The sequence below is a fragment of the Roseomonas sp. BN140053 genome, assembly GCF_047690175.1.
GTDB lineage: Bacteria > Pseudomonadota > Alphaproteobacteria > Acetobacterales > Acetobacteraceae > Roseomonas.
The window spans coordinates 20,625-41,069 of record NZ_JBLLEB010000015.1 but is presented as its reverse complement, the minus strand read 5'-3'; the positions used below and the strand labels follow the sequence as shown (position 1 = coordinate 41,069).

The 20,445-nt window shown below is 74.5% G+C and carries 19 protein-coding genes; 17 read left to right on the top strand and 2 right to left on the bottom strand.

Annotation, left to right across the window (positions count from 1 at the left end):
• Window position 1 precedes the first annotated feature (1 nt).
• The 10 genes from ACLIBK_RS14875 to ACLIBK_RS14830 all read left to right on the top strand — a co-directional run bounded on the left by ACLIBK_RS14875 (window position 2) and on the right by ACLIBK_RS14830 (window position 9,472).
• The gene (locus ACLIBK_RS14875; protein WP_415388061.1) at window positions 2-568 is read left to right on the top strand and encodes a hypothetical protein; all 567 of its coding nucleotides are present in this window, start codon (window positions 2-4) and stop codon (window positions 566-568) included.
• A gap of 25 nt (window positions 569-593) precedes the next feature.
• Complete coding sequence (locus tag ACLIBK_RS14870) at window positions 594-1,220, top strand: hypothetical protein (protein ID WP_415388060.1); 627 nt, start codon at window positions 594-596, stop codon at window positions 1,218-1,220.
• 16 nt (window positions 1,221-1,236) lie between these two features.
• A complete protein-coding gene (locus tag ACLIBK_RS14865; protein ID WP_415388059.1) occupies window positions 1,237-1,455 on the top strand; it encodes a hypothetical protein in 219 nt (72 codons plus the stop codon).
• A gap of 458 nt (window positions 1,456-1,913) precedes the next feature.
• Entirely contained in the window at window positions 1,914-2,249 is a 336-nt protein-coding gene (locus ACLIBK_RS14860; RefSeq protein ID WP_415388058.1) for a hypothetical protein, read from the top strand.
• Between the two features lie 69 nt (window positions 2,250-2,318).
• Window positions 2,319-3,725: a M20/M25/M40 family metallo-hydrolase gene (locus ACLIBK_RS14855; RefSeq protein WP_415388057.1), complete on the top strand. Its 1,407-nt coding sequence runs from the start codon at window positions 2,319-2,321 to the stop codon at window positions 3,723-3,725.
• A gap of 129 nt (window positions 3,726-3,854) precedes the next feature.
• The gene (locus tag ACLIBK_RS14850; RefSeq protein WP_415388056.1) at window positions 3,855-4,316 is read left to right on the top strand and encodes a hypothetical protein; all 462 of its coding nucleotides are present in this window, start codon (window positions 3,855-3,857) and stop codon (window positions 4,314-4,316) included.
• Window positions 4,317-4,473: 157 nt separating this feature from the next.
• Complete coding sequence (locus ACLIBK_RS14845; RefSeq protein ID WP_415388055.1) at window positions 4,474-4,983, top strand: EF-hand domain-containing protein; 510 nt, start codon at window positions 4,474-4,476, stop codon at window positions 4,981-4,983.
• A gap of 443 nt (window positions 4,984-5,426) precedes the next feature.
• Window positions 5,427-6,824: a glutathione-disulfide reductase gene (gorA, locus tag ACLIBK_RS14840; protein WP_415388054.1), complete on the top strand. Its 1,398-nt coding sequence runs from the start codon at window positions 5,427-5,429 to the stop codon at window positions 6,822-6,824.
• 66 nt (window positions 6,825-6,890) lie between these two features.
• Window positions 6,891-8,273, top strand: coding sequence for a class II 3-deoxy-7-phosphoheptulonate synthase (locus ACLIBK_RS14835; protein ID WP_415388053.1), 1,383 nt, complete (start codon window positions 6,891-6,893; stop codon window positions 8,271-8,273).
• Window positions 8,274-8,371: 98 nt separating this feature from the next.
• A complete protein-coding gene (locus tag ACLIBK_RS14830; protein WP_415388117.1) occupies window positions 8,372-9,472 on the top strand; it encodes a nicotinate phosphoribosyltransferase in 1,101 nt (366 codons plus the stop codon).
• Here ACLIBK_RS14830 and ACLIBK_RS14825 read toward each other — a convergent pair.
• Both ACLIBK_RS14825 and ACLIBK_RS14820 read right to left on the bottom strand, forming a co-directional pair.
• Window positions 9,432-10,859 carry an alkyl sulfatase dimerization domain-containing protein gene (locus tag ACLIBK_RS14825; RefSeq protein ID WP_415388052.1) on the bottom strand — a complete coding sequence of 476 codons (1,428 nt, stop codon included), beginning with the start codon at window positions 10,857-10,859 and terminating at the stop codon, window positions 9,432-9,434. The genes ACLIBK_RS14830 and ACLIBK_RS14825 overlap by 41 nt on opposite strands.
• 159 nt (window positions 10,860-11,018) lie before the next feature.
• Complete coding sequence (locus ACLIBK_RS14820; protein ID WP_415388051.1) at window positions 11,019-12,065, bottom strand: 2OG-Fe(II) oxygenase; 1,047 nt, start codon at window positions 12,063-12,065, stop codon at window positions 11,019-11,021.
• Between the two features lie 302 nt (window positions 12,066-12,367).
• Between ACLIBK_RS14820 and ACLIBK_RS14815 the strand changes: the two genes are divergently transcribed.
• The 7 genes from ACLIBK_RS14815 (at window position 12,368) to ACLIBK_RS14785 (ending at window position 20,318) form a co-directional block, all read left to right on the top strand.
• Complete coding sequence (locus ACLIBK_RS14815) at window positions 12,368-14,023, top strand: nitrilase-related carbon-nitrogen hydrolase (protein WP_415388050.1); 1,656 nt, start codon at window positions 12,368-12,370, stop codon at window positions 14,021-14,023.
• Window positions 14,020-14,415, top strand: a complete 396-nt coding sequence (locus ACLIBK_RS14810; RefSeq protein ID WP_415388049.1) for a hypothetical protein — start codon at window positions 14,020-14,022, stop codon at window positions 14,413-14,415. The genes ACLIBK_RS14815 and ACLIBK_RS14810 overlap by 4 nt, the downstream gene beginning before the upstream one ends.
• Window positions 14,412-15,740: a glutamate--tRNA ligase gene (gltX, locus tag ACLIBK_RS14805; protein WP_415388048.1), complete on the top strand. Its 1,329-nt coding sequence runs from the start codon at window positions 14,412-14,414 to the stop codon at window positions 15,738-15,740. The genes ACLIBK_RS14810 and gltX overlap by 4 nt, the downstream gene beginning before the upstream one ends.
• Before the next feature lie 9 nt (window positions 15,741-15,749).
• Window positions 15,750-17,186: a cysteine--tRNA ligase gene (cysS, locus tag ACLIBK_RS14800; RefSeq protein ID WP_415388047.1), complete on the top strand. Its 1,437-nt coding sequence runs from the start codon at window positions 15,750-15,752 to the stop codon at window positions 17,184-17,186.
• 498 nt (window positions 17,187-17,684) lie between these two features.
• Window positions 17,685-18,671, top strand: a complete 987-nt coding sequence (locus ACLIBK_RS14795) for an SMP-30/gluconolactonase/LRE family protein (RefSeq protein WP_415388046.1) — start codon at window positions 17,685-17,687, stop codon at window positions 18,669-18,671.
• Between the two features lie 146 nt (window positions 18,672-18,817).
• Window positions 18,818-19,417 (top strand): DUF305 domain-containing protein, encoded by a 600-nt coding sequence (locus ACLIBK_RS14790; RefSeq protein ID WP_415388045.1) that lies wholly within the window; start codon window positions 18,818-18,820, stop codon window positions 19,415-19,417.
• Window positions 19,418-19,520: 103 nt separating this feature from the next.
• Window positions 19,521-20,318, top strand: a complete 798-nt coding sequence (locus ACLIBK_RS14785) for an RNA methyltransferase (protein WP_415388044.1) — start codon at window positions 19,521-19,523, stop codon at window positions 20,316-20,318.
• The last annotated feature ends 127 nt before the right edge of the window (window positions 20,319-20,445 follow it).

The window sequence follows — 20,445 nt, the reverse complement described above, 5'->3', positions numbered from 1 at the left end:
CATGCCCGCCGCCATCACCCTGCTGCGCGCCGCCCTGCTCGGGGGCGGCCTGCTTCTCGCGGCCTGCGCCACCCAGGCACCGCCGACGCGCCTGCCGCCCATCGCTTCCAACGGGCCGCAGTCGCCGGTGATCAACGTGATCTACGGCGCCGACGCCGCCTTTCGGCAGCCGCCGCTGCTGGCGGGCAAGCCGGCCGACGCGGCGGTGAACGTGATGCGGCTGGAATGGCTGGCCGAGGAAGTGCCGCGCAACATCACCTTCACCAACTTCTCCTCCATCACCGGCCCTGCCATGGGGGCCGCGCGCGGCGCCATCCGCCGCGACATGGGCATCGCCGCCAATGCCCCGGCGCAGCTGGTGATCGACAGCCTGGAACGCGCGCTGCCGGCCCTGGCCAGCAACGACCGCGCCGCCCTGGCCGCCGCCCTGCCGGCCCCGGTCTTCTCGCCCGACACGCCCGACCGCCTGGCCGCCATGCCGCGCGAGCCGGAAGCGGTGCTGGCCTTCCGCCGCGCCATCCGCGACCTGGAGTTCGGCCGCGACGACGTTTTCCCCCTGGGCATGTGAGCCGCCGCACGGGACCATGGGCGGGATGCAACGACGACTCGCGCTTTCCATCCTCGCCCTTCCCCTGGCCCTGGCGGCCTGTGCCGAGCTGCGCACGCCGCGCGGCCCGGTGCCGCCGCCCCCGGGGCTGCTGCGCAGCGCCGATCCGGGCCGCGAAGCCATTGCCGAGCTCGACGAGAGCTTCCGCGACGGCGGCCGCGCCCTGACCGGCAACGCGGCCCGCACCGCCCGTGCCGCCGCCCTGCTGGAATGGCTGGCCGCCGACATGGCCAGCAACCCGCGCTGGGCGCCCGTGAACAACGGCGTGCGCGAGCGCGTGCAGGCGGCGCGTGAGGAGATGCGCGAGGCCATCGGCACCCTGGCCGGCATTCCCGCACCCGATGCCGCCGGCGCCCTGGCCCAGGCCTCGCGCGACCTCGGTGCCGGGCGGCGCAGCGCCGCGGCCGAGGCCCTGGCCCCCCGCCGCTTCCGCGACGGCGGCGAGCGCACGCTGCAGCGCCTGGCCGAACCCGGCCCGCTGCCGGTCTGCGAGATCGCCCTGGGCGCCCTGGCGCAGGAGGTCCGGCGCCTCGACGGCATCGAGGGCTGGACCGTGCAGCCGGCCGCCGACCCCGGCGTGACCGGCACCCGCGTGCTGGAACAGGGCTTCTGACGCGCGGCACGCCCCCGTGGACGGGCTGACCGCCTTCGGCCTCTTCGCGGTGTCGGCGATGCTGCTGTGCTACGCGCTGGAAGACCGCAGCCCCTGGTTCGTGCTGCTGTTCGCTGCCGCCTGCGCCCTGGGCTCCGCCTACGGCTTCCTGCAGGGCGCCTGGCCCTTCGGCGTGGTGGAAGCCATCTGGTCCCTCGTCGCCCTCCGCCGCTGGCTGCACGCCCGGACGCCCTGACCTCCGGGTGGGATGGGCCGCTTGGATGCCGGGTCTGCTTGGGCGGTTGGGTTTGGTTGTTTTGACGTTGGCCAGGGGCGCTGCCCCTGGACCCCGCCGGGGAGTTTAAACTCCCCGGGCCCCACGTTGAGTGCCTCCGGCGGGGGCGGGTTGGTCGACGGCAGTCATTGAGGGTCACGTTGTCCGGCCCGCCCCCGCCGGAGGCACTCATGAGGTCGAGGAGCCTAAGCTCCTCGCGGGGGCTCCAAGGGGGCAGAGCCCCCTTGACCACGGCGAGAACATCCAGGCGCAACCGCCCAACGCACCCGACACCGGCGGCCATCCCGCCCGGCATCACGCGGCGGGTGGCTTGCGTCCGGGGGGCGGGGCGCGCTTCGATGTGGGATTGGCATCGTGCCGCGGCCGGATTCGGCGGGGCAGGGGGCCGGCACACCGTGGTTCGGAGCGCGCGGCACCCCATGCCCCATTTCGGCTGGCCGATGGCGGCCTTTCTGACCGGCCTGGCGCTGGTGCCTGCCCTGGCGCGCGCGCAGGAGGTCCGCACCGTGGTGGTGCCGGCCGGCTCGGGGGTGGTGGTGGCGCCGCGCAGTGCCCCGCCGCGCATGGCGGCGCGCCCCGCTCCGGCGCCGATGGCCTACAGCACCGTCGCGCCCGCCCCCGTGCCGGCGGAAACCGCGCCCTCGGCCCTGTTGCCGGCGCTGTCGCTGATCCCGCTGGCCGCGGCGGCCGCGCTGTTCGCGGGCAGCACGGCGGGCGGCGGCGGCGGCACGGGCGGGCCCGCGCGCACCCGCTGAGGGGTTCCAAGCCTTCGCATCCCGGTTCACCCTGGCCGCCGCACCGAACAGGCAGGAGCCAGGAACCACATGACGGCAGCAGGGCAGGGGCGCGACGCGGCGCTGGAACGGGCACGGGTGCTGTTCGACGAGCAGTTCCGCGACCGGCTGGCGGCGCTGGTGGCGATCCCCTCCACCTCGCAGGACCCTGCCCATGCCGCCGATTGCCGCCGCTACCTGGAAGAAGGGCTGCGCCCCTGGCTCGGGCAGATCGGCTTCGCGGTCACGGTGCACGACAACCCGCACGCCGGCTTCGGCCCGATCCTGACCGCCGAGCGGATCGAGGACCCGTCGCTGCCGACGGTGCTGCTCTACGGCCACGGCGACACCGTGCGCGGCCTGGACGAGCAGTGGTCCCCCGGCCTGGCCCCCTGGACCGTCACCGAGCGGAACGGCCGCTGGTACGGCCGCGGCACGGTGGACAACAAGGGCCAGCACGCCCTGGACCTGTGTGCCCTGGAAGCCGTTATGGCCGAGCGCGGCGGCAAGCTGGGCTTCAACGTGAAGGTGCTGATCGAGACCTGCGAGGAGCGCGGCTCCATGGGGCTGCGCGACTTCGTGTTCGCCCACAAGGAGGAGCTCGCCTCCGACGTGCTGATCGCCTCCGACGGCCCGCGCGTGGAGCCGGAACTGCCCACCATCGCCACCGGCACGCGCGGCACCTGGCACTGCGACCTCGTGGTGAAGCTGCGGCCCGGCGGGGTGCATTCCGGCCACTGGGGCGGGCTGACCACCGACCCGGCGATCGTGCTGGCGCACGCGCTGGCCGCGATCGTGGACCGCCACGGTAAGATCCTGGTGCGCGGCTGGCTGCCGCCGAACGGCGTGCCGGCCAGCGTCAAGGCGGTGCTGGAAGGCTGCCCCGTGGGCGGCGGCGGCATCGCCGCCACCATCGACCCGGACTGGGGCGAGCCGGGCTTCACCGCGGCCGAGAAGATCTACGGCTGGAACTCCTTCATCGTGCTGGCCATGACCTCCGGCCGCCCGGAAAACCCGGTCAACGCCGTGGCGCCCGATGCCCGCGCCCACTGCCAGATCCGCTACACCGTGGACACCGACCCCGGCACCTTCGAGGCGACGCTGCGCCGCCACCTCGACGAGCATGGCTTCCAGTTGGTGCAGATCGAGAATGGCGGGCTGCGCATGCCCGGCAGCCGCACCGACCCGCACCATCCCTGGGTCCGCTGGGCGCAGGAAAGCATGCAGCGCACCCTCGGCACGCGGGTGCAGGTGATCCCCAACGCCGCCGGCGGGTTGCCCGGCGACGTGTTCGTGGACGCGCTGGGCGTGCCGCTGGTCTGGGTGCCGCATTCCTACAACGGATGCCAGCAGCACGGGCCGGACGAGCACGCCATTCCCGCCCTGCTGCGCGAGGGCATCGCCGCCTTCGCCGGCATGTACTGGGACCTCGGCGAGGGCGGCGCACCGAAGGCCTGAGGCGCCCTGGCAGCCGCGCCCGCGACCGGCGCGGCTGCCATTTTCCCACCATCTCCGCGCCCAGGGGACGCCACCGGCAACCCGCATCCTCCCGGCTGCCTTTCTCCCAGCTCCGGGGATGCTCTCGCCATGAACCGCCGTTCGCTCTTCACTCTCGCCGCGCTGCTGCCGCTGGCCGTCGCCGCCCCCGCCCTGGCGCAGCCCTGGGAATGGCAGGCCAATCAGGACCGCGACGCCTGGAACCGCGCCCAGGACGACCGCAACCGTTGGCTGGACGAGCAGAACCGCCAGCGCGCCGAGGCCGACCGCTGGCGCGCCGAGGAAGAGCGCCGCCGGGTGGAGATCGACCGCGGGCGCATCGAAGCCGAGCGCCGCCGCGACGAATGGGACCGCCGCCGCGCCGAGGACTGGCGCTGGCGTGGCGAGGAGCGCCGTCGCTGGCGCGAGGAGCAGTGGCGCCGCGACGCCGAAGCCCGCCGCGCTGCCGAGGAACGCAGCCGCCTGCGGGCCGAGCAGGACCGCCGCCGCGCCGAGCAGAACCGCCGGCGGGACGAGGAGCGCCGCCGCGCCGAGGCGGCCGCCCGCTGGTAGCGGCCCGCGGGCTAGGGGACGGCAACCCCCGGCAAGCCACCCGCCGGCCAGGGGACGGCGACCGCCCGGCCTGTCACTCTTCCTCACGCGGCCCGTGCTGGGGCCGTTACATCGGCGGGCCACCTTCATGCGGTTCCCGCTCCAGGAGAAGCGCCCGATGCGTCCCCTTCCCAGAACCGTCGCCCTGGCCGCCGTGCTGCTGTCCGGCCTCGGCGCCCTGCCCGCCCTGGCGCAGCCCGGCCCCGGCGGCCCACGCGGCCCCGCCCGCATGTTCGAGGCCGCCGACGCCAACCGCGACGGCCGCGTCACGGCCGAGGAAGGCTGGACCTTCCTGTCCGCCCGCTTTGCCGAGGTGGACAGCAACGGCGACGGCGGCGTGACGCGCGAGGAGTTGCAGGCCTACGCCTCGCGCCAGATGAACAACCGCCCGGTGCCCGCCGGCGCGCAGCAGCGCGGCGACGCCATGTTCCGCGCCGCCGATGCCGACCGCGACGGCCGCGTCACCCTGACGGAGCTGCGCCCGATGGCGGAGGCCATGTTCCGTATGGCCGACCGCGACGGCGACGGTGCCCTCGCCCGCGACGAACTGTCGCAGCGCCGCACCCCCGCCCGCCGCACCCAGGCCACGCCGCCGGCCCCGCCCGCCGCCGAACCCCCGGCGCGCTGAACCCCGGCCCCCGCAACGGCCCGCGGCACCCCGCCGCGGGCCGTTCGCGTTTCCGGGTCCGACGGTGGCGGTTGTTCCGTGGTGTTCAGGCGTCGGCCAGGGGCGCTGCCCCTGGACCCCGCCGGGGAGTTTAAACTCCCCGGACCCCACGTTGAGTGCCTCCGGCGGGGGCGGGTTGGCCGACGTTGCCCGCCATGACTGACGTGGGCCATCCCGCCCCCGCCGGAGGCACTCATGAGGTCGCGGCTAAGCTCCTCGCGGGGTGTCCAGAGGGGCAGGGCCCCTCTGGCCCAGGCCAGGGCACCCCAGAACAACCGCAGCCACCCGGAACCCACGGACCAGGCATTGCCGCCGCGCGGGCCGGCCGGGTGGGGGCGGGGCGGTCCGGGACTTGCCGCGACCTGCGGGCGTCCCGACCTTGTGGCCGGAACGCGGGGACTCCCATGGCTGGATACGACTTCGACCTTTTCGTGATCGGCGGCGGCAGCGGTGGCGTGCGCTGTGCGCGGATCGCCGCCGGGCATGGGGCCCGGGTCGGCGTCGCCGAGGGGCGGCACTGGGGCGGCACCTGCGTCAATGTTGGCTGCGTGCCCAAGAAGATCATGGTGCAGGCCGCCGAGTACGGCCAGTGGATCGAGGACGCCGCCGCCTTCGGCTGGACCGGTGCCACCAAGGGCGAGCATGACTGGTCCGTGCTGCGCGAAGCGCGCGACCGCGAGGTGGCGCGCCTGTCCGGCCTGTACCGCCGCATGCTGGAAGGCGCCGGCGCCACGGTGTTCGAGAACAACGCCACCTTCGTGGACGCGCACACGCTGCAGGTGGGCGAGCAGCGCGTCACGGCCGAGAAGATCGTGATCGCGGTGGGCGGCCATCCCATCCGCCCCGACCTGCCCGGCGTGGAGTGCGGGCTGATCTCGGACGACCTGTTCACCCTGGAGAAGCGGCCGGAACGGGCCGTGGTGATTGGCGGCGGCTATATCGGCGTGGAGTTCGCCTGCCTGCTGCACGGGCTGGGCGTCGACGTGCGGCTGACCTACCGCCAGAAGCTGCCCCTGCGCGGCTTCGACCAGGAAATCCGCGAAGCCCTGGCCGAGGCGCTGGCCGCCAACGGCATCCAGGTGCATGCCGGCCAGAAGATCGAGAGCCTGGGCGCCGCCGGTGACGGCCGCATCGTCACCCTGGCCTCCGGGCAGTTGCTGGAAGGCGACGTGGTGTTCCTGGCCGTGGGGCGCGAGCCGGCGACCAAGAACCTGGGGCTGGAGGCCGCAGGCGTGGCTGTGGACGACAAGGGCGCGGTGAGGGTGGATGCCGACCAGCGCACCAGCCAGGCGCATATCTTCGCCATCGGTGACGTCACCGACCGGGTGAACCTCACCCCCGTGGCCACCGCGGTGGGCCATGCCCTGGCCGACACGCTGTTCGGCGGCGGGCCGCGCCATGCCTCCTTCGACAACGTGCCCAAGGCGGTGTTCTCCGCGCCGCCCATAGGCAGCGTCGGCCTGACGGAGGAAGAGGCCGCCGAGCGCGGCCCCACCGAGGTCTACGTGACGCGATTCAACCCGATGCGCCACACCATCACCAAGCGCGCCGGCCGCCGGGCCTTGATGAAGCTGCTGGTGGATGCGGAAACCCGGGTGATCCTGGGCGCCCACATGCTGGGCGAGGACGCGCCGGAAATCCTGCAGGGCGTGGCGGTGGCGGTGGTGAACGGGCTGACCAAGGAGCAGTTCGACCGCACGATCGGCATCCACCCCACCGCGGCGGAGGAGTTCGTCACCCTGCGCTCCCCCGCCCGGCGCGTGGGAGACCCGCAGGCGGCGGAGACCGAGGAAGCCGCCTGAGGCTTTCCCCGGGGGCTGGGCGGCGTCTATGGTCGCCCGGCCTCCACGGACACGTCACGAGAAACGATGAACAGCCTCCCCTGGCACCCCGGCTCCTGGCGCGACATGCCGATCCGGCAGGTGCCCGACTATCCCGACCGCGACGCGCTGGCCGCCATGGAAGGCAAGATCGCCTCCTTTCCGCCGCTGGTCTTCGCCGGCGAGGCCGACCGGCTGACCGCGCGCCTGGCCGATGCCGCGGAAGGCCGCGCCTTCGTGCTGCAGGGGGGCGACTGCGCGGAATCCTTCGGCGACTTCCGCGCCGACAGCATCCGCGACACCTTTCGCGTGCTGCTGCAGATGGCCGTGGTGCTGACCTTCGGCGCCTCGCTGCCCGTGGTGAAGCTGGGCCGCATGGCCGGGCAGTTCGCCAAGCCGCGCTCCTCGGACGTGGAGAAGCGGGGCGAGGCGGTGCTGCCCTCCTATCGCGGCGACATCGTCAACGGGCCGGAATTCTCCCCCGCCGCCCGGGTGCCAGACCCGTCGCGGATGGAGTTCGCCTATCTCCAGTCCGCCGCCACGCTGAACCTGCTGCGTGCCTTCGCCACCGGCGGCTATGCCGACCTCCATGAGGTGCACCGCTGGAACCAGGGCTTCGTGGCGCGCTCGCCGCTGGCCGCGCGCTACCAGGACTTGGCGCACCGCATCGACGAGACGCTGCGCTTCATGGCCGCCTGCGGCATGAGCGAGGCGCCGCAGGTGCGCGAAACCGAGTTCTACACCTCCCACGAGGCGCTGCTGCTGCCCTACGAGCAGGCGCTGACCCGCGAGCCCTCCACCCATCGCGGCCGCTTCTACGCCTGTTCGGCGCACTTCCTGTGGATCGGCGACCGCACCCGCCAGCCCGAGGGCGCCCACGTGGAATTCCTGCGCGGCGTGGCCAACCCGCTGGGGCTCAAGGTCGGGCCCACCACGGAAGCCGCCGACCTGCTGGCGCTGTGCGAGCGGCTGAACCCCAGCAACGTCGCCGGGCGCCTGACCCTGATCTCCCGCATGGGGGCGGAGAAGGTGGAGGAGAAGCTGCCCGCGCTGGTGCGGGCGCTCGCCGCCGAGGGGCGCAAGGTCACCTGGATCTGCGACCCCATGCACGGCAACACCGTGGCCGCCGGCTCCTACAAGACCCGCTCCTTCGACGCGATCCTGCGGGAGGTGCGCGGCTTCTTCGACGTGCACCAGGCCTGCAACACCTGGCCCGGCGGCGTCCACATCGAGATGACCGGCACGGATGTCACGGAATGCCTGGGCGGCGCCCACCGGCTGACCGAGGCCGACCTCAGCCGTTCCTACGCCACCGCCTGCGACCCGCGGCTGAACGCCGAGCAGTCGCTGGAACTGGCCTTCCTGGTGGCCGAAGAGCTGAAGAACCGCCGCCCCGGCGCGCCCGCCCTGCCGTTGCAAGCGGCGCAGTGAGGGAAACCGCACCCGTGGCCGACGGCACGTCCGCATCCTCCGGGGCGGGGCTTCCCGCCTCCTCCGAGGGGCAGGTCCCCGCCTCCTCCGAGGCGGAGATTTCCGCCCGCACGGACAGCTACTTCAACCGCACCAAGGCCATCGTGGCCGCGCATGGCGATTGCCGCGTGACCTACGCGGTGTTCCTGCGCCGTCCCGTGGTGTCCGCCCCGCGGCTGATGCTGGACTGGGTGCGCGCGGTGATGGCGCGCCGCGGCGCCGCGGTCGAGATCCAGCTGATGCACGAGGAAGGCGCCTGGGTCGGGGCGGGCGACCCGATCCTGTACCTGACCGGCTCCTTCACCGCGCTGGCGGATCTGGAAACCCTGATCCTGCAGAAGCTCGGCGCCGCCTGTGTCGCGGCGCACAACGCCTACCAGATGAGCCTGGAACTGCCCGCCGTTCCCTTCCTGGCCATGGACGCCCGGCACTGCGCCGGCGCCGAGATGCAGGAGCTGATGGCCTATGCGGCCTCCGTCGGCAGCCGGGCCGCGCAGCGCGAGGGTGCCAAGGGCTTCACCGGCTGCGCCAGCGACGCCACCGCCCATTGGTTCGGCGCGGCCCGGGGCATGGGCACCATGCCGCACGCCCTGATCGGCTATGCCGGCTCCACCGTGCGCGCGGCCGAGATGTTCCGCGACACCTACCCGGATGACGACCTGACGGTGCTGACCGATTACTTCGGCGCCGAGGTCACGGACGGACTGGCCGTGTGCCGGCGCTTCCCCGATCTCGCCGCCGCGGGCCGGCTCTCGGTGCGGCTGGACACGCATGGCGGCCGCTTCCTGGAAGGGCTCGACCCCGGCCTGTCCTACGACGCGCTGGAACGCCACGTCCCCGGCGCCATCCGCCGCTACCGGTCGGACACGGAGCTGCGCTACCTCGTGGGCACCGGCGTGTCGGCCGCCGCCATCTGGCGCATGCGCGAGGCGCTGGACGAGGCCGGCTTCCCCAAGGTGCGGATCATCGCCTCCTCCGGCTTCTCGGTGAACAAGTGCCGCGTGATGGCGGAGGCCAAGGCGCCGCTGGACGTGGTCGGCACGGGCTCCTTTATCCCCGACAGCTGGGGCGAAACCTACGCCACGGCCGACATCGTGGCCTATGATGGCGTGCCCCGCGTCAAGGTCGGGCGCGAGTTCCTGCTGCGCCCCCCACGCTGAGCGCTTCCGGCGGGGCAGGGACGGCGCCGCGGCCGGGAGGGGCCTGTTCCCGTCCCGGACCGGTCGGTTCCGCAGGGGCGACCTGGCCCCGCAGCAGGAACTGCGCCGCGGTGAGGTAGTAGTTCCGGGCGGTGGCGTTGACCTGCCGCTCCCCGAGTTCGGTCAGCGCCGCCGCCTTGACCTTCCGGGCATCGGCCTGCGCGGGATCCACCGTCAGGAGGTGGTCGGCCAGCTCGGCCGCCCATTGGAATGCGCCCTCCTCCATCGCCCGGCGGGCCCGGGCCAGCATGGCCTCGGCGCCGCCGGCCAGGTCCAGCATCCGCGCGGCGCGCTCTGCCGGTGGCAGCGGAAAGATGTTGGTCGGGTTGCCGTCGAACCAGCCGACGGTATCGGCAAAGATGCCGCGAACCGTCCAGGCCACGCAGCCGTAGTATTCCTGCAGGAAGGGGCTCGCCGCCAGTTCGGGCGGCAGCCTCACCTCCTGCACCAGCTCATCCGGGGTCCTGCCCCGCCGGATGCCGTCCAGGGTCTGGTCGAGCACGCTTCGGATGCCGTCCCGATAGGCCGTCAGGGCTTCGCGCACCGCCTCCCGCCCGAGCACCGGGCGCATGTGCCCCTGCACGAGGAACCAGGCCTCCAGCGCGAGCATCCGCTCCAGGCTGGCGATCCACCGCTCGGGTGGCCGCAGGCGCAAGCCGCGCAGCGGCGACAGGTTCGGGTACGATTTGTAGAAATCGTCGCCCGGCAGCAGGACGCCCTTGGCGGGAAGCCAGACGGCCAGGTTCTCCGGGGACTCGCCCGGCGTGTGGATCAGGTGCAGCCGCAGGCCGGCGACCTCGATCACCGCTTCCTTGCCGCCGAAGGTGTGGGTCGGGGCCAGGAAGCCCTCGCGCGTATGCGGCGTCCGCCGCCCGTATTCCAGCTGGGTTCCGGCGTTGATGAACAGCGCGTCCGGCAGGCCCAGGCCGAAGGCGTCGCCGCCGCCGCGTGCCCCGCGGCCGAATTCCGGCCCGGCTTCGACCAGCGTCCGGTGGGCGTGGATTTCCGGCCGGTCGTCGCCGGCGAAGACGGTGGCGCCGCCGGAATGGTCGGGGTGGTTGTGCGTGTAGAGGATGGCGCGAACCGGGCGGCGCATCCGGCTGCCGAAGGCTTCCACGATGTCGCGCGCATCGGCCGGGTTGGCCGCGGTGTCCACGATCACGCAGCCGCCCTCGCCCTGGATCAGCGTCACGTTGCTCGCGGAATAGCCGACCGCCGCGAAGACCCCGTCGGTGACCTCGATCACCTCCCGCCGGAACTCCGCCGAACTGGCCCGGAGCTGCTCGCGCCCCGCGAATTCGTCCCGGGCGGCGGAAGCCGGATGTGCCGGGAAAGGAAGGCAGGTCATGGGGCCTCCTGAAGCCGCTGTTCCGCGAAGGCCACAGCCTGCCGCGTCCGGCGGGAAAGGTCAGCCATCCCAACCTGCGGGCGGGCGCGACCGAGCGCATCGCCGGCCGGGGCCGGGGCCGGGCATGGGCGGGGGAGGGGAGAGCGCGCGCTCCGCGCCTCAGCGCATCCCCAGCCCCTTGTCGCCGGCCGCCACCCGCTGCCGGATCAATTCCTGTTCCTGCCGGGCGCCTTCGGCATCGGTGAAGAAGGTGAACACCGCGAAGCGCCGGCCGCGCGTCACCGGCATCGCCTCGTGCAGCATATCGCAGCAGAAGATCGCGGCGTCGCCGGGACCGGGGGCATAGAGTTCCGGCCCGTATTCCGGGAAGCGCAGCGTGCCGCCCTCGTAGTCCTCCCCTGATGTGTTCAGGTTCAGGCTCAGCGCGAAGCGGCGCTGCTGGGTAAAGGGCGTGCGGTTGTCGCGATGCGCGCCGAAGGCGCCGCGGTCGGCGGCGTCGTAGCAGCCGATGCGCGGCGGCTCGAAGCTGGCGGCGCGGAAGCGGAAGGCGCGGAACATTTCGGGCAGGGCGCGCCGTTGCAGGCGGCGGGCAAAGGTCTCGTACAGCGCGCGGTCGTCCAGCGGCACGTCGGCGCGGCGCTTGATGCCGTCCGCGCCCGCGGCCCCGGTTGCCCCGCCGGCGCCGCTGGCCACGCGGTCGCGGATCTTGGCGCCCTTCTGCCAGTGCCGCAGCAGCGCCTTCTGCAACTCGGGCTCCAGCACCTCCGGCAGCAGCAGCACGGGGGCGGTGCTGCGGCAAATCACCGCGGGCTCCGGCGCGGGCAGGGAGCGGATCACCGCCTCCGCCGCACCTGGCCCCGCCGCCACCAGCCCGACCCGCCCGCGCGCCGTCAGCACCGAGGCACCCCCCGCCGCCAGGCCGAGCATCCCCGCAAGCTGCCGGTCCGGGTCGAAGACCCGCAGCGGCGCGCCCCCCGGCGGGCTGCCGTCCGGGGCACGGTGTTCCACCAGCACCAGCGTGGCGCCGCGGGCCGTGGCTTCCTGCGCCAGGGATTCAGGCAGTTCGGGGAGAGGCGAGAACACCAGCACGCGGTGCAGGTGCGCCAGCGACTGGTGCAGCAGGTCGAAGGGTTGTCCCGCCCCGTCGAGCAGGGACAGCGAGGAGATGAAGTCCCCGGGCAGCAGGGCGGGCGGGCTGGGCGGCATGGCCGCGTTTGTCCCGCAAGGCGGCGGTGCCCGGCAAGGGTGACGACGGGCAGCGGCTGCCATTCCCGGCGCCGCGGCGCGTTGTGCTGGCCGATGCTCCGATACGGCGGGAAAGGCTGGGGGAGTAACTCCCCCAGGCCCCGTCCTTTTGGGGGAGTCTGGGCGCGCCTTTGGCCAGAGGCACGCCCAGACTCCCGAAAGTAGAAGGGGGTCCGGGGGGATACTTCCCCCCGGCTCGCTGCCTTCACCGTGCCGAAACGACGCCGCTGGCGCCGCCCGCCACAGCCACTAGGCTCCGGCCGATGCCCGCCCCTCAGCCCGACACGCTGCGCCTCGCCGCCGCGCCCTTTGCCCCGCGGCCCGGCGACCCGGCGGGGAATGCCCGGCGCATCCTGCACCTGCGCGCCGAAGCCGCGGCGGCCGGCGCCGACCTGCTGGTGCTGCCGCCCTATGCCCTGGCCGGCTTTCCGCCCGAACTCCACCGCCCCGGCGCGGTGCTGCTGCGCGCCTGCGCCGCCGCCGCAGAGCATCTGGCGGCCGCCACCGCCGACGGCGGCCCCGGCCTGGTGCTGGGCACCCCCTGGCAGGACGGTTCGCGCTGCCACCACGGCGCGGTGCTGCTGGACGGCGGCGCGGTGCTGGCCCGCCGCGCCTGCCACGTCGCGCCCGGCCCCTTCGACCCCGGCCCGCCCGCCGGCCCGGCGGTGTTTCGCGGCCTGCGCCTGGGGCTGCTGGTCGGCGCCGACTGGCACGGCCCCGACCTGGCCGAAACCCTGAGCGAGAGCGGGGCGGAACTGCTGCTGGCCCTGGACGCCGAGCCCTTCGCGCCGGGCGGGGCGGAGCGCCGGGTGGACCGCGCCGTGGCGCGCGTGGTGGAGACCGGCCTGCCGCTGCTGCTGCTCAACGCCCTGGGCGCCGACGGGGAACGGGTCTTCGACGGCGCGTCCTTCGCGCTCAACGCCGACCGTTCCCTGCCGGTCTCGGGCCCGCTCTTCGCCCCGGGCGGGACGCCCTCGGAATGGCGGCGCGACGAGGACGGCTGGCACGCCCGGCCCGCCCCGCTGCACCCCCTGCCGGGGCCGGAGGAAGCCACCTGGCGCGCCCTGGTGCTGGCGCTGCGGGCGCGGGTGGAAGCGGGCGACCATCCCGGCATCCTGCTGGACCTCGCGGGTGACCGGCCCGGCGCCCTCCTCGCCGCGGCCGCCGCCGACGCGCTGGGGCCGGGGCGGGTCCGCGCGGCGGTGCTGTCCGCCCCCGGCACCGCCGAAGCTGCGCCCGCGGCGGCCCGGGCCCTGGCCGCCCGGCTGCGGCTGCGCTGCGACACCCTGGTTCTCGGGCCGGCACTGGACGGCCTGCGCGCGGTGCTGCCGGGCGCGGCCGAGGGGGCGGGGGCGGCGCGGCTGCGCGGCGCCGTGCTGCGCGGCCTGGCCGAAACCTCCGGCGAACTGCTCCTCACCGCCGCCACGCGCGGCGCCCTGCTGCTCGGTCCACCGGTGGAAGCCGATTTCGCCCCCTTCAAGCACCTGGACGAGGCGGCGCTGCACCGCCTCGCCCGCTGGCGCGACGCCGCCCGCCCGGCCGGGCTGCCGGGGCCGGACGCCGGCTTCCTGGCGGACCTGCCCGGTCCCGCGCCGGGCGACCCGCCAGGAAGCCCCCTGGGAAACGCCCCCGAAAACCCGCCGGGAACCGACGCCATCCTGACCGCCCTGCTGGCCGGGGATGCCGACCTGGAGGCGCTCGGGCGGGACGGGCATGCGCGCGACGCCGTCCTGCACGTCTGGCGCCGGCTGCAAGGCGCCGCTAGGGACCGGGGCGGGGTGCCGCCCGGCCCCGCGCTGGGCGGGCCGCTCGCCGCGCGTGCCTTCGCGCGCGACTGGCGCTATCCCCTGTGCGACACATCCCCGGAAGCGCCGGCCCCCGCGCCGCCATCCGGGCCAGAAGGAGCGGCTTCACCGTGAGCGACGACCTGGGCGGCCCCGACCTGCTCCCCCCCGAGGAAGGCTACGCCGTGCGCATCCGCGACCTGTCCGGCGGCAACGGCGCCGAGCCGGTGGAAACCATCCGCGGCTTCGTGTCGGCCGAGCACGCCAATGCCTTCGCCCGCCGCTACGTGCGCGACAGCCTGGAACGCTGCCGCCAGCCCGGCCTGCGCCCCGAGGCGGTGATGGAAGCCTGGCTCTCCTTCGGCGAGGACGCGGACGTGCTGGGCGCCGGCGACGAGGCCTGGCGCTCCACCGCCGAGATCCACGGCTTCGCCACCTACCCGCCCGAGGATGACGAGGAGCGCAACTGGCGCGTGCTCGACCCCCGCCGGGACGAGGATGCGGACGACGAGGATGAGGACGCGTGAAGGTCCGCTTCGCCCCCAGCCCCACGGGCTACCTGCATGTCGGCAACGCCCGGCAGGCGATCGCCAACTGGTTGCTGGCCCGCCGCCAGGGCGGCCGCTTCCTGCTGCGCCTGGACGACACCGACACCGAGCGCTCCAAGCCGGAATACGCCCGCGCCATCGAGGAGGACCTGCGCTGGCTCGGCCTCGACTGGGACGAGACGATCCGCCAGTCCGACCGCACCGAACGCTACGCCGCCGCGGCCGAGAAGCTGAAGGCGCTGGGCCGCCTCTACCCCTGTCTGGAATCCGAGGACGAGCTGGAGTTCAAGCGCGAGCAGCGCCGCCGCCAGCACAAGCCCCCCGTCTACGACCGCGCCGCGCTGAAGATGACGGCCGAGCAGCTCGGCCGGGCGCTGGCCAACGGCAAGCAGCCCTACTGGCGCTTCAAGCTGTCGGGCGGCGAGGCGCAGTGGCGCGACGGCGTGATGGGCGAGCGCAAGGTCAAGCTGCCCTCGCTCTCCGACCCCGTGCTGATCCGCGCCGACGGCACGTTCCTGTACACCTTCACCTCGGTGGTGGATGACCTGGAAACCGGCATCACCGACATCGTGCGCGGCGAGGACCACGTCACCAACACCGGCATCCAGCTGGACATCATGGGCGCCCTGGGCATGGGGCGGCCGATCCGCTTCGCCCACCTGCCGCTGCTGGTGGACGCCGACGGCGAGCCGCTGAGCAAGCGGCAGAACAGCGTCTCCCTGCGCCAGTTCCGCCGCGACGGCATCGAGCCGGCGGCGATCGTGGGCTACCTCGCCGCACTCGGCACTTCGCGCGACAGCCGCCCCGCCACCCCGCCCGAGCTGGTGGCGGACTGGGACCTGTCGACGGTGTCGCGCTCCGCCGCGCGCTTCGACGCGCGGCAGCTGCTGGCGCTGAACCGCAAGCACCTGCACACCGTGGCGTTCGACACCGTGCGCGACGCCCTGCCGCCCGGCGCCACGGAGGCGTTCTGGCTGGCGGTGCGCGGCAACCTCGACACCGTGGCCGAGGCGCGCGACTGGCTGGACGTGGCGGAAGGCCAGGTCTCGCCTCCCGTGCAGCCGGAGGAGGCGGAGTTCCTCCGCACCGCCCTCGACACCCTGCCCGCCGAGCCCTGGACCGCCGACACCTGGTCGCGCTGGACCGCCGAGCTGGGCGCGCGCACGAGCCGCAAGGGCCGCGCACTGTTCCTGCCGCTGCGCCGGGCGCTGACCGGCGAGGACCACGGCCCCGACCTGCACGCCCTCCTGCCGCTGATCGGGCGCACCCGCGCCAGCCAGCGGCTCTCCGCTTCGGCGGGCTGAGTTTCACGAATGACGCAAATCCAGCTGCACGACAGTGCCCGGCGGCACAAGGTCGATTTCTCCCCGATCGATCCGGACCACGTCCGCATCTACGTCTGCGGGCCCACGGTCTACGACCTCGCGCATCTCGGCAACGCGCGCCCGGTGGTGGTGTTCGACGTGCTGTCGCGCTTCCTGCGCCAGCACTTCGCCCGCGTCACCTACGTCCGCAACATCACGGACGTGGACGACAAGATCAACGCGCGCTCGCGCGAGAGCGGCGAGCCGATCGCGGCCATCACCGCCCGCACCGCGGCCGATTTCCACGCCGACATGGCGGCGCTGAACTGCGCGCCGCCCGACCACGAGCCCCGCGCCACCGACACCATCGCCGAGATGGTGGCGCTGATCGGGCGCCTCCTCGAAGGCGGCCACGCCTACGCCGCCGAGGGCCACGTGCTCTTCTCCGTCGCCTCCTTTCCCGCCTACGGCGCGCTCTCCGGCCGCTCGCCCGACGAGCTGCTGGCCGGCGCGCGGGTCGAGGTCGCGACCTACAAGCGCGACCCCGGCGACTTCGTGCTGTGGAAGCCCTCCGACGCCGACACGCCGGGCTGGGACAGCCCCTGGGGCCGCGGCCGCCCGGGCTGGCACATCGAGTGCTCCGCCATGTCGCACAAGTTCCTGGGCGCCGACTTCGACATCCACGGCGGCGGCCAGGACCTGCTGTTCCCGCACCACGAGAACGAGCGCGCGCAATCCCTCTGCGCCTTTCCCGGCAGCCATTTCGCCGGGCTGTGGATGCACAACGGGCTGCTGCTGGTGAACGGCGAGAAGATGTCCAAGAGCCTGGGCAACTTCCTGACCGTGCGCGACATCCTCGAACGCGGCGCCTGGGCCGGCGAAGCCTTCCGCCTCCTGCTGCTGCGCACCCATTACCGCGCCGAGCTGGACTACACCCCCGAGCGCCTGGACGAGGCCAAGCACGAGCTGGACGATTTCTACGCCCTGCTCGCCCGCCTGCCCGAAGGCAGCGGCAGCGCCGACGCGGAGGAGGTGGCGCGGCTCCGCGACTGGGCGCTGGAACCGCTGGCCGACGACCTGAACACCCCGCTCGCCCTGGCGCGGCTGCGCGACCTGCGCACCCTGGCCAACGTGGGCGCGGTGGGCGGTTCCGCCACCGTGGTGCTGGGCCGCATCGGCCTGGCCGAGGCCCCCGAGCCCGCCACCGCCGCGGCCGCCCTGCGCGCCGCCGCCGCCGTGCTCGGCATCCTCGGCGGCGACCCCGTAGCCTGGCGCCAGGGCGGCGCCGACGGTGAGGCCGCGGCGGTGGACGCCGCCATCGCCGCCCGCCTCGCGGCACGGGCGGCGCGCAACTGGGCCGAAGCCGACCGCATCCGCGACGACCTCGCGGCCCAGGGCATCGTGCTGGAAGACGGCCCCAAAGGCACCACCTGGCGCCGCCGCTGACCTGCGCGGCGCGGTCCCTGCGGCGGGCCGGTCGTTTCGGTGCGGGTGGCTGGGGTCGGGTCTGGGTGACTCTGACCGTGGCCAGGGGCGCTGCCCCTGGACCCCGCCGGGGAGTTTAAACTCCCCGGACCCCACGTTGAGTGCCTCCGGCGGGGGCGGGATGATCCACGTCTGTCATGGCGGTCACCGTCGGCCAACCCGCCCCCGCCGGAGGCACTCATGAGGTCCAGGAGCCTAAGCTCCTGGCGAGGTGTCCAGAGGGGCGGCGCCCCTCTGGCCCCGGCCGGAACACTCCAGACCCGACCTCAGCGACCAGCACCGGGGCGACCGGCCCGTCCCAGGACTGCGGCGGTCATCACGCTTCCGCCGGCCACGGGAACAGCGCGGGGCGGGGCGGCGTTGCTTGCGGCGGGGCCGGGTTTCCGGTCCGGGCCGTGCGGGCCCGGCGTCGTGCCGGACCCGCGCCGCCACGCCCTTGCCGCACCGGAGCGCGCTGCCATGCCCACCATCCGCCGCGCCGTCAGCGCCGCCATTGCCGGCCTCGGCCCCGTCTTCGCCCGGCCGCCCGGCGCGGCGGCGCAGCCCGTGCAGCCGCGGATCGACGACCCGCGGATGGCGGCGCTGCTGCGGCCCGGCGCCCCGCTGGTGCAGCTGGCGGAAGGCCTGCGCTGGTGCGAAGGGCCCGCCTGGGTGCCCGGGTTGGGGCTGGTGTTCAGCGACGTGCGCGCCGACCGCGAATGGCTCTGGCAGCCCACGGGCCTGAGCATCCGGCGCGAGCCCAGCGGCCACAGCAACGGCCACACCGTGGACCGCCAAGGCCGGCTGATCGCCTGCGAGAGCGGCAACCGCTGCGTCAGCCGCATCGACGCCGACGGCCGCCGCAGCGTGCTGGCCGACCGCTTCGAGGGCAAGCGCCTGAACTCGCCCAACGACGCCGTGGTGAAGTCCGACGGCACGATCTGGTTCACCGACCCCGCCTACGGCCTGCTGCAACCGGATGAGGGCTACGGCGGCACGGCCGAGCTGGACGGCTGCTTCCTGTTCCGCCTCGACCCCGCGGACGGCACCCTGTCCGTCGCGGCGGACACGCTGCAGCAGCCCAACGGCCTGGCCTTCTCGCCCGACGAGGCGGTGCTCTACGTGTCCGACACCTCCGAGGGCCCGCCCACCAACGGCACGCGCCGGGAAATCCGCGCCTTCGACGTGGCCGAGGGCCGGCACCTGCGCAACGAGCGCCGCTTCGCCCAGCCGCTGAAGGGCGTGCCCGACGGCTTCCGCCTGGACCGGGCGGGCAACCTGTTCTCCTCCTCCGGCGACGGCGTGGAGGTCTTCGCCCCCGACGGCACCCGGCTGGGCGGCATTCCCGTGCCGGGCGGCACCGTGGCCAACCTGTGCTTCGGCGGCGAGGAAGGCCGCCACCTGTTCCTGTGCGCCGGCAGCCGGCTCTTCGCCCTGGAGGTCGCCACGGCCGGCGCGCTGCCCTGAGCCCGGCCTGCGCCGCATCCGGACCCGGCCGGGACGGCACGGCGCGGGACCGACCCGGGCCGTCCGGCGGAAGCCCTGGCCACGGTGCTTGCGTTCCCGTGGGGGGAAGCCCCCAGCCTCCGCCGCCCACGACCCAGGAGCCACCCATGCCCCGCACCGCCCTGCTGCTCGCCACCCTGCTGCTGCCGGCGATGCCGGTTCTGGCCCAGGCCCCGCCGCATGACGGCCACGCCCTGCCGAGCGTGCCGGCCGCCCCCGTGGCCCCGCCCGCCCCCTCCGCCATCCCGGCGACCCCGGGCGCGGCAGCGATCCCCGGCGCGGCAGCGACCCCGGTTGCGCCAGCGGCCCCCGGCGCGGCAACGGCCCCCGGCGCGGCAGCGGCCCCGGGCGCGGCAGCGACCCCGGGTGCGTCAGCGACCCCCGGCGCCGCGCCCGGCCCGGGTGCCGCGGCAACCCCCACGCGGCCCGCGACCCCCGGCGCGGTGGCGGTGGAAACCGCCAGCACCCGCGAATACCGCGAGGCCATGATGCGCATGCACCGCGACATGCAGGTCCCCTACACCGGCGATGCCGACCGCGACTTCCTGTCCGGCATGATCCCGCACCACCGGGCCGCGGTGGAAATGGCGCAGATCGCCCTGCGCTACGGCAAGGACCCGGAGATCAAGCGCATGGCGGCCGAGATCATCGCCGCGCAGGAGCGCGAGATCGCCCAGATGCAGGCCATGCAGACCCGCCTGCGCTGAGGCCGGACCGGGCGCCGCCGCGGCCGGCCGCCGCGGCGCGGCCGGCGCCCCCCGCCTCGCGGCCCCTTGTGCCGCGCCGCGCCCCGACGCAAGGGGATGCCGCATGACCGGACGAGACCGTGAGGACGGCGCCGACCTGCACCCCGCCCCGGGCGAGAGCCCGATCGTGGTGCTGGTGCGCCCGCAACTGGCCGACAACATCGGCGCCTGCGCCCGCGCCATGGCCAATGGCGGGCTGTTCCACCTGCGCCTCGTGGCCCCGCGCGATGGCTGGCCGCAGAGCCGCGCCTGGGCGGCCGCCAGCGGCGCCGGCCGCATCCTGGACGCCGCCACCGTGCACCCCACGGTGGCCGACGCGGTGGCGGACTGCCAGCGTGTCCTCGCCACCTGTCCCCGCCCGCGCCACGTGGTGATCCCCGTCCGCACCGCCCGCGCCGCGGCCGAGGACCTGCGCGAGATCAACGGCCGCGGCCTGCGCGCCGCTGTGCTGTTCGGCCCCGAGCGCGCCGGGCTGGACAATGACGACATGGCCCATGCCGACACGCTGGTGCGCTACCCGCTCAACCCCGCGCACATGTCGCTCAACCTCGGCCAGGCGGTGATGGTGCTGGCCTATGAATGGTGGACGGCGGCCGAGCCCACCCCGCCGCGCGTGCTGATGACCAACGAGACGCGCGTGGCCACCAAGGGCGAGCTGGACATCTTCCTGAACCGCCTTGTGGGCGAGCTGGACGAGTCCGGCTTCCTGGACAACCTGCCCAAGCGCCCGGGCATGGTGCGCAACCTCCGCCACTGGTTTGAGCGTGGCGAGGTGACGGAACAGGAGCTGCGCACCCTGCACGGGGTGGTAACGGAACTGTCGCGCGGCCGGGTGCGGCGCGGGCGGGTCGAGCCGGACTAGGGCCGGGCCGCCCAGGCGGGAAACGGCCGGACCGGCGAAGCGGACCTGCCGGCGGGGCAAGGAACCTGTTCCAGGCCGGCGGCGTCACCCGGAAACCGGGCCGCGTGGTCGCCCCCGGGCGGCCCGC

Excerpts from the sequence above, each read along its gene's own strand:
- ACLIBK_RS14875 (WP_415388061.1), top strand. The coding sequence starts at position 2 with ATGCCCGCCGCCATCACCCTGCTGCGCGCCGCCCTGCTCGGGGGCGGC.
- ACLIBK_RS14870 (WP_415388060.1), top strand. The coding sequence starts at position 594 with ATGCAACGACGACTCGCGCTTTCCATCCTCGCCCTTCCCCTGGCCCTG.
- ACLIBK_RS14860 (WP_415388058.1), top strand. The coding sequence starts at position 1,914 with ATGCCCCATTTCGGCTGGCCGATGGCGGCCTTTCTGACCGGCCTGGCG.
- ACLIBK_RS14855 (WP_415388057.1), top strand. The coding sequence starts at position 2,319 with ATGACGGCAGCAGGGCAGGGGCGCGACGCGGCGCTGGAACGGGCACGG.
- ACLIBK_RS14850 (WP_415388056.1), top strand. The coding sequence starts at position 3,855 with ATGAACCGCCGTTCGCTCTTCACTCTCGCCGCGCTGCTGCCGCTGGCC.
- ACLIBK_RS14845 (WP_415388055.1), top strand. The coding sequence starts at position 4,474 with ATGCGTCCCCTTCCCAGAACCGTCGCCCTGGCCGCCGTGCTGCTGTCC.
- gorA (WP_415388054.1), top strand. The coding sequence starts at position 5,427 with ATGGCTGGATACGACTTCGACCTTTTCGTGATCGGCGGCGGCAGCGGT.
- ACLIBK_RS14835 (WP_415388053.1), top strand. The coding sequence starts at position 6,891 with ATGAACAGCCTCCCCTGGCACCCCGGCTCCTGGCGCGACATGCCGATC.
- ACLIBK_RS14825 (WP_415388052.1), bottom strand. The coding sequence starts at position 10,859 with ATGACCTGCCTTCCTTTCCCGGCACATCCGGCTTCCGCCGCCCGGGAC.
- ACLIBK_RS14820 (WP_415388051.1), bottom strand. The coding sequence starts at position 12,065 with ATGCCGCCCAGCCCGCCCGCCCTGCTGCCCGGGGACTTCATCTCCTCG.
- ACLIBK_RS14815 (WP_415388050.1), top strand. The coding sequence starts at position 12,368 with ATGCCCGCCCCTCAGCCCGACACGCTGCGCCTCGCCGCCGCGCCCTTT.
- cysS (WP_415388047.1), top strand. The coding sequence starts at position 15,750 with ATGACGCAAATCCAGCTGCACGACAGTGCCCGGCGGCACAAGGTCGAT.
- ACLIBK_RS14795 (WP_415388046.1), top strand. The coding sequence starts at position 17,685 with ATGCCCACCATCCGCCGCGCCGTCAGCGCCGCCATTGCCGGCCTCGGC.
- ACLIBK_RS14790 (WP_415388045.1), top strand. The coding sequence starts at position 18,818 with ATGCCCCGCACCGCCCTGCTGCTCGCCACCCTGCTGCTGCCGGCGATG.
- ACLIBK_RS14785 (WP_415388044.1), top strand. The coding sequence starts at position 19,521 with ATGACCGGACGAGACCGTGAGGACGGCGCCGACCTGCACCCCGCCCCG.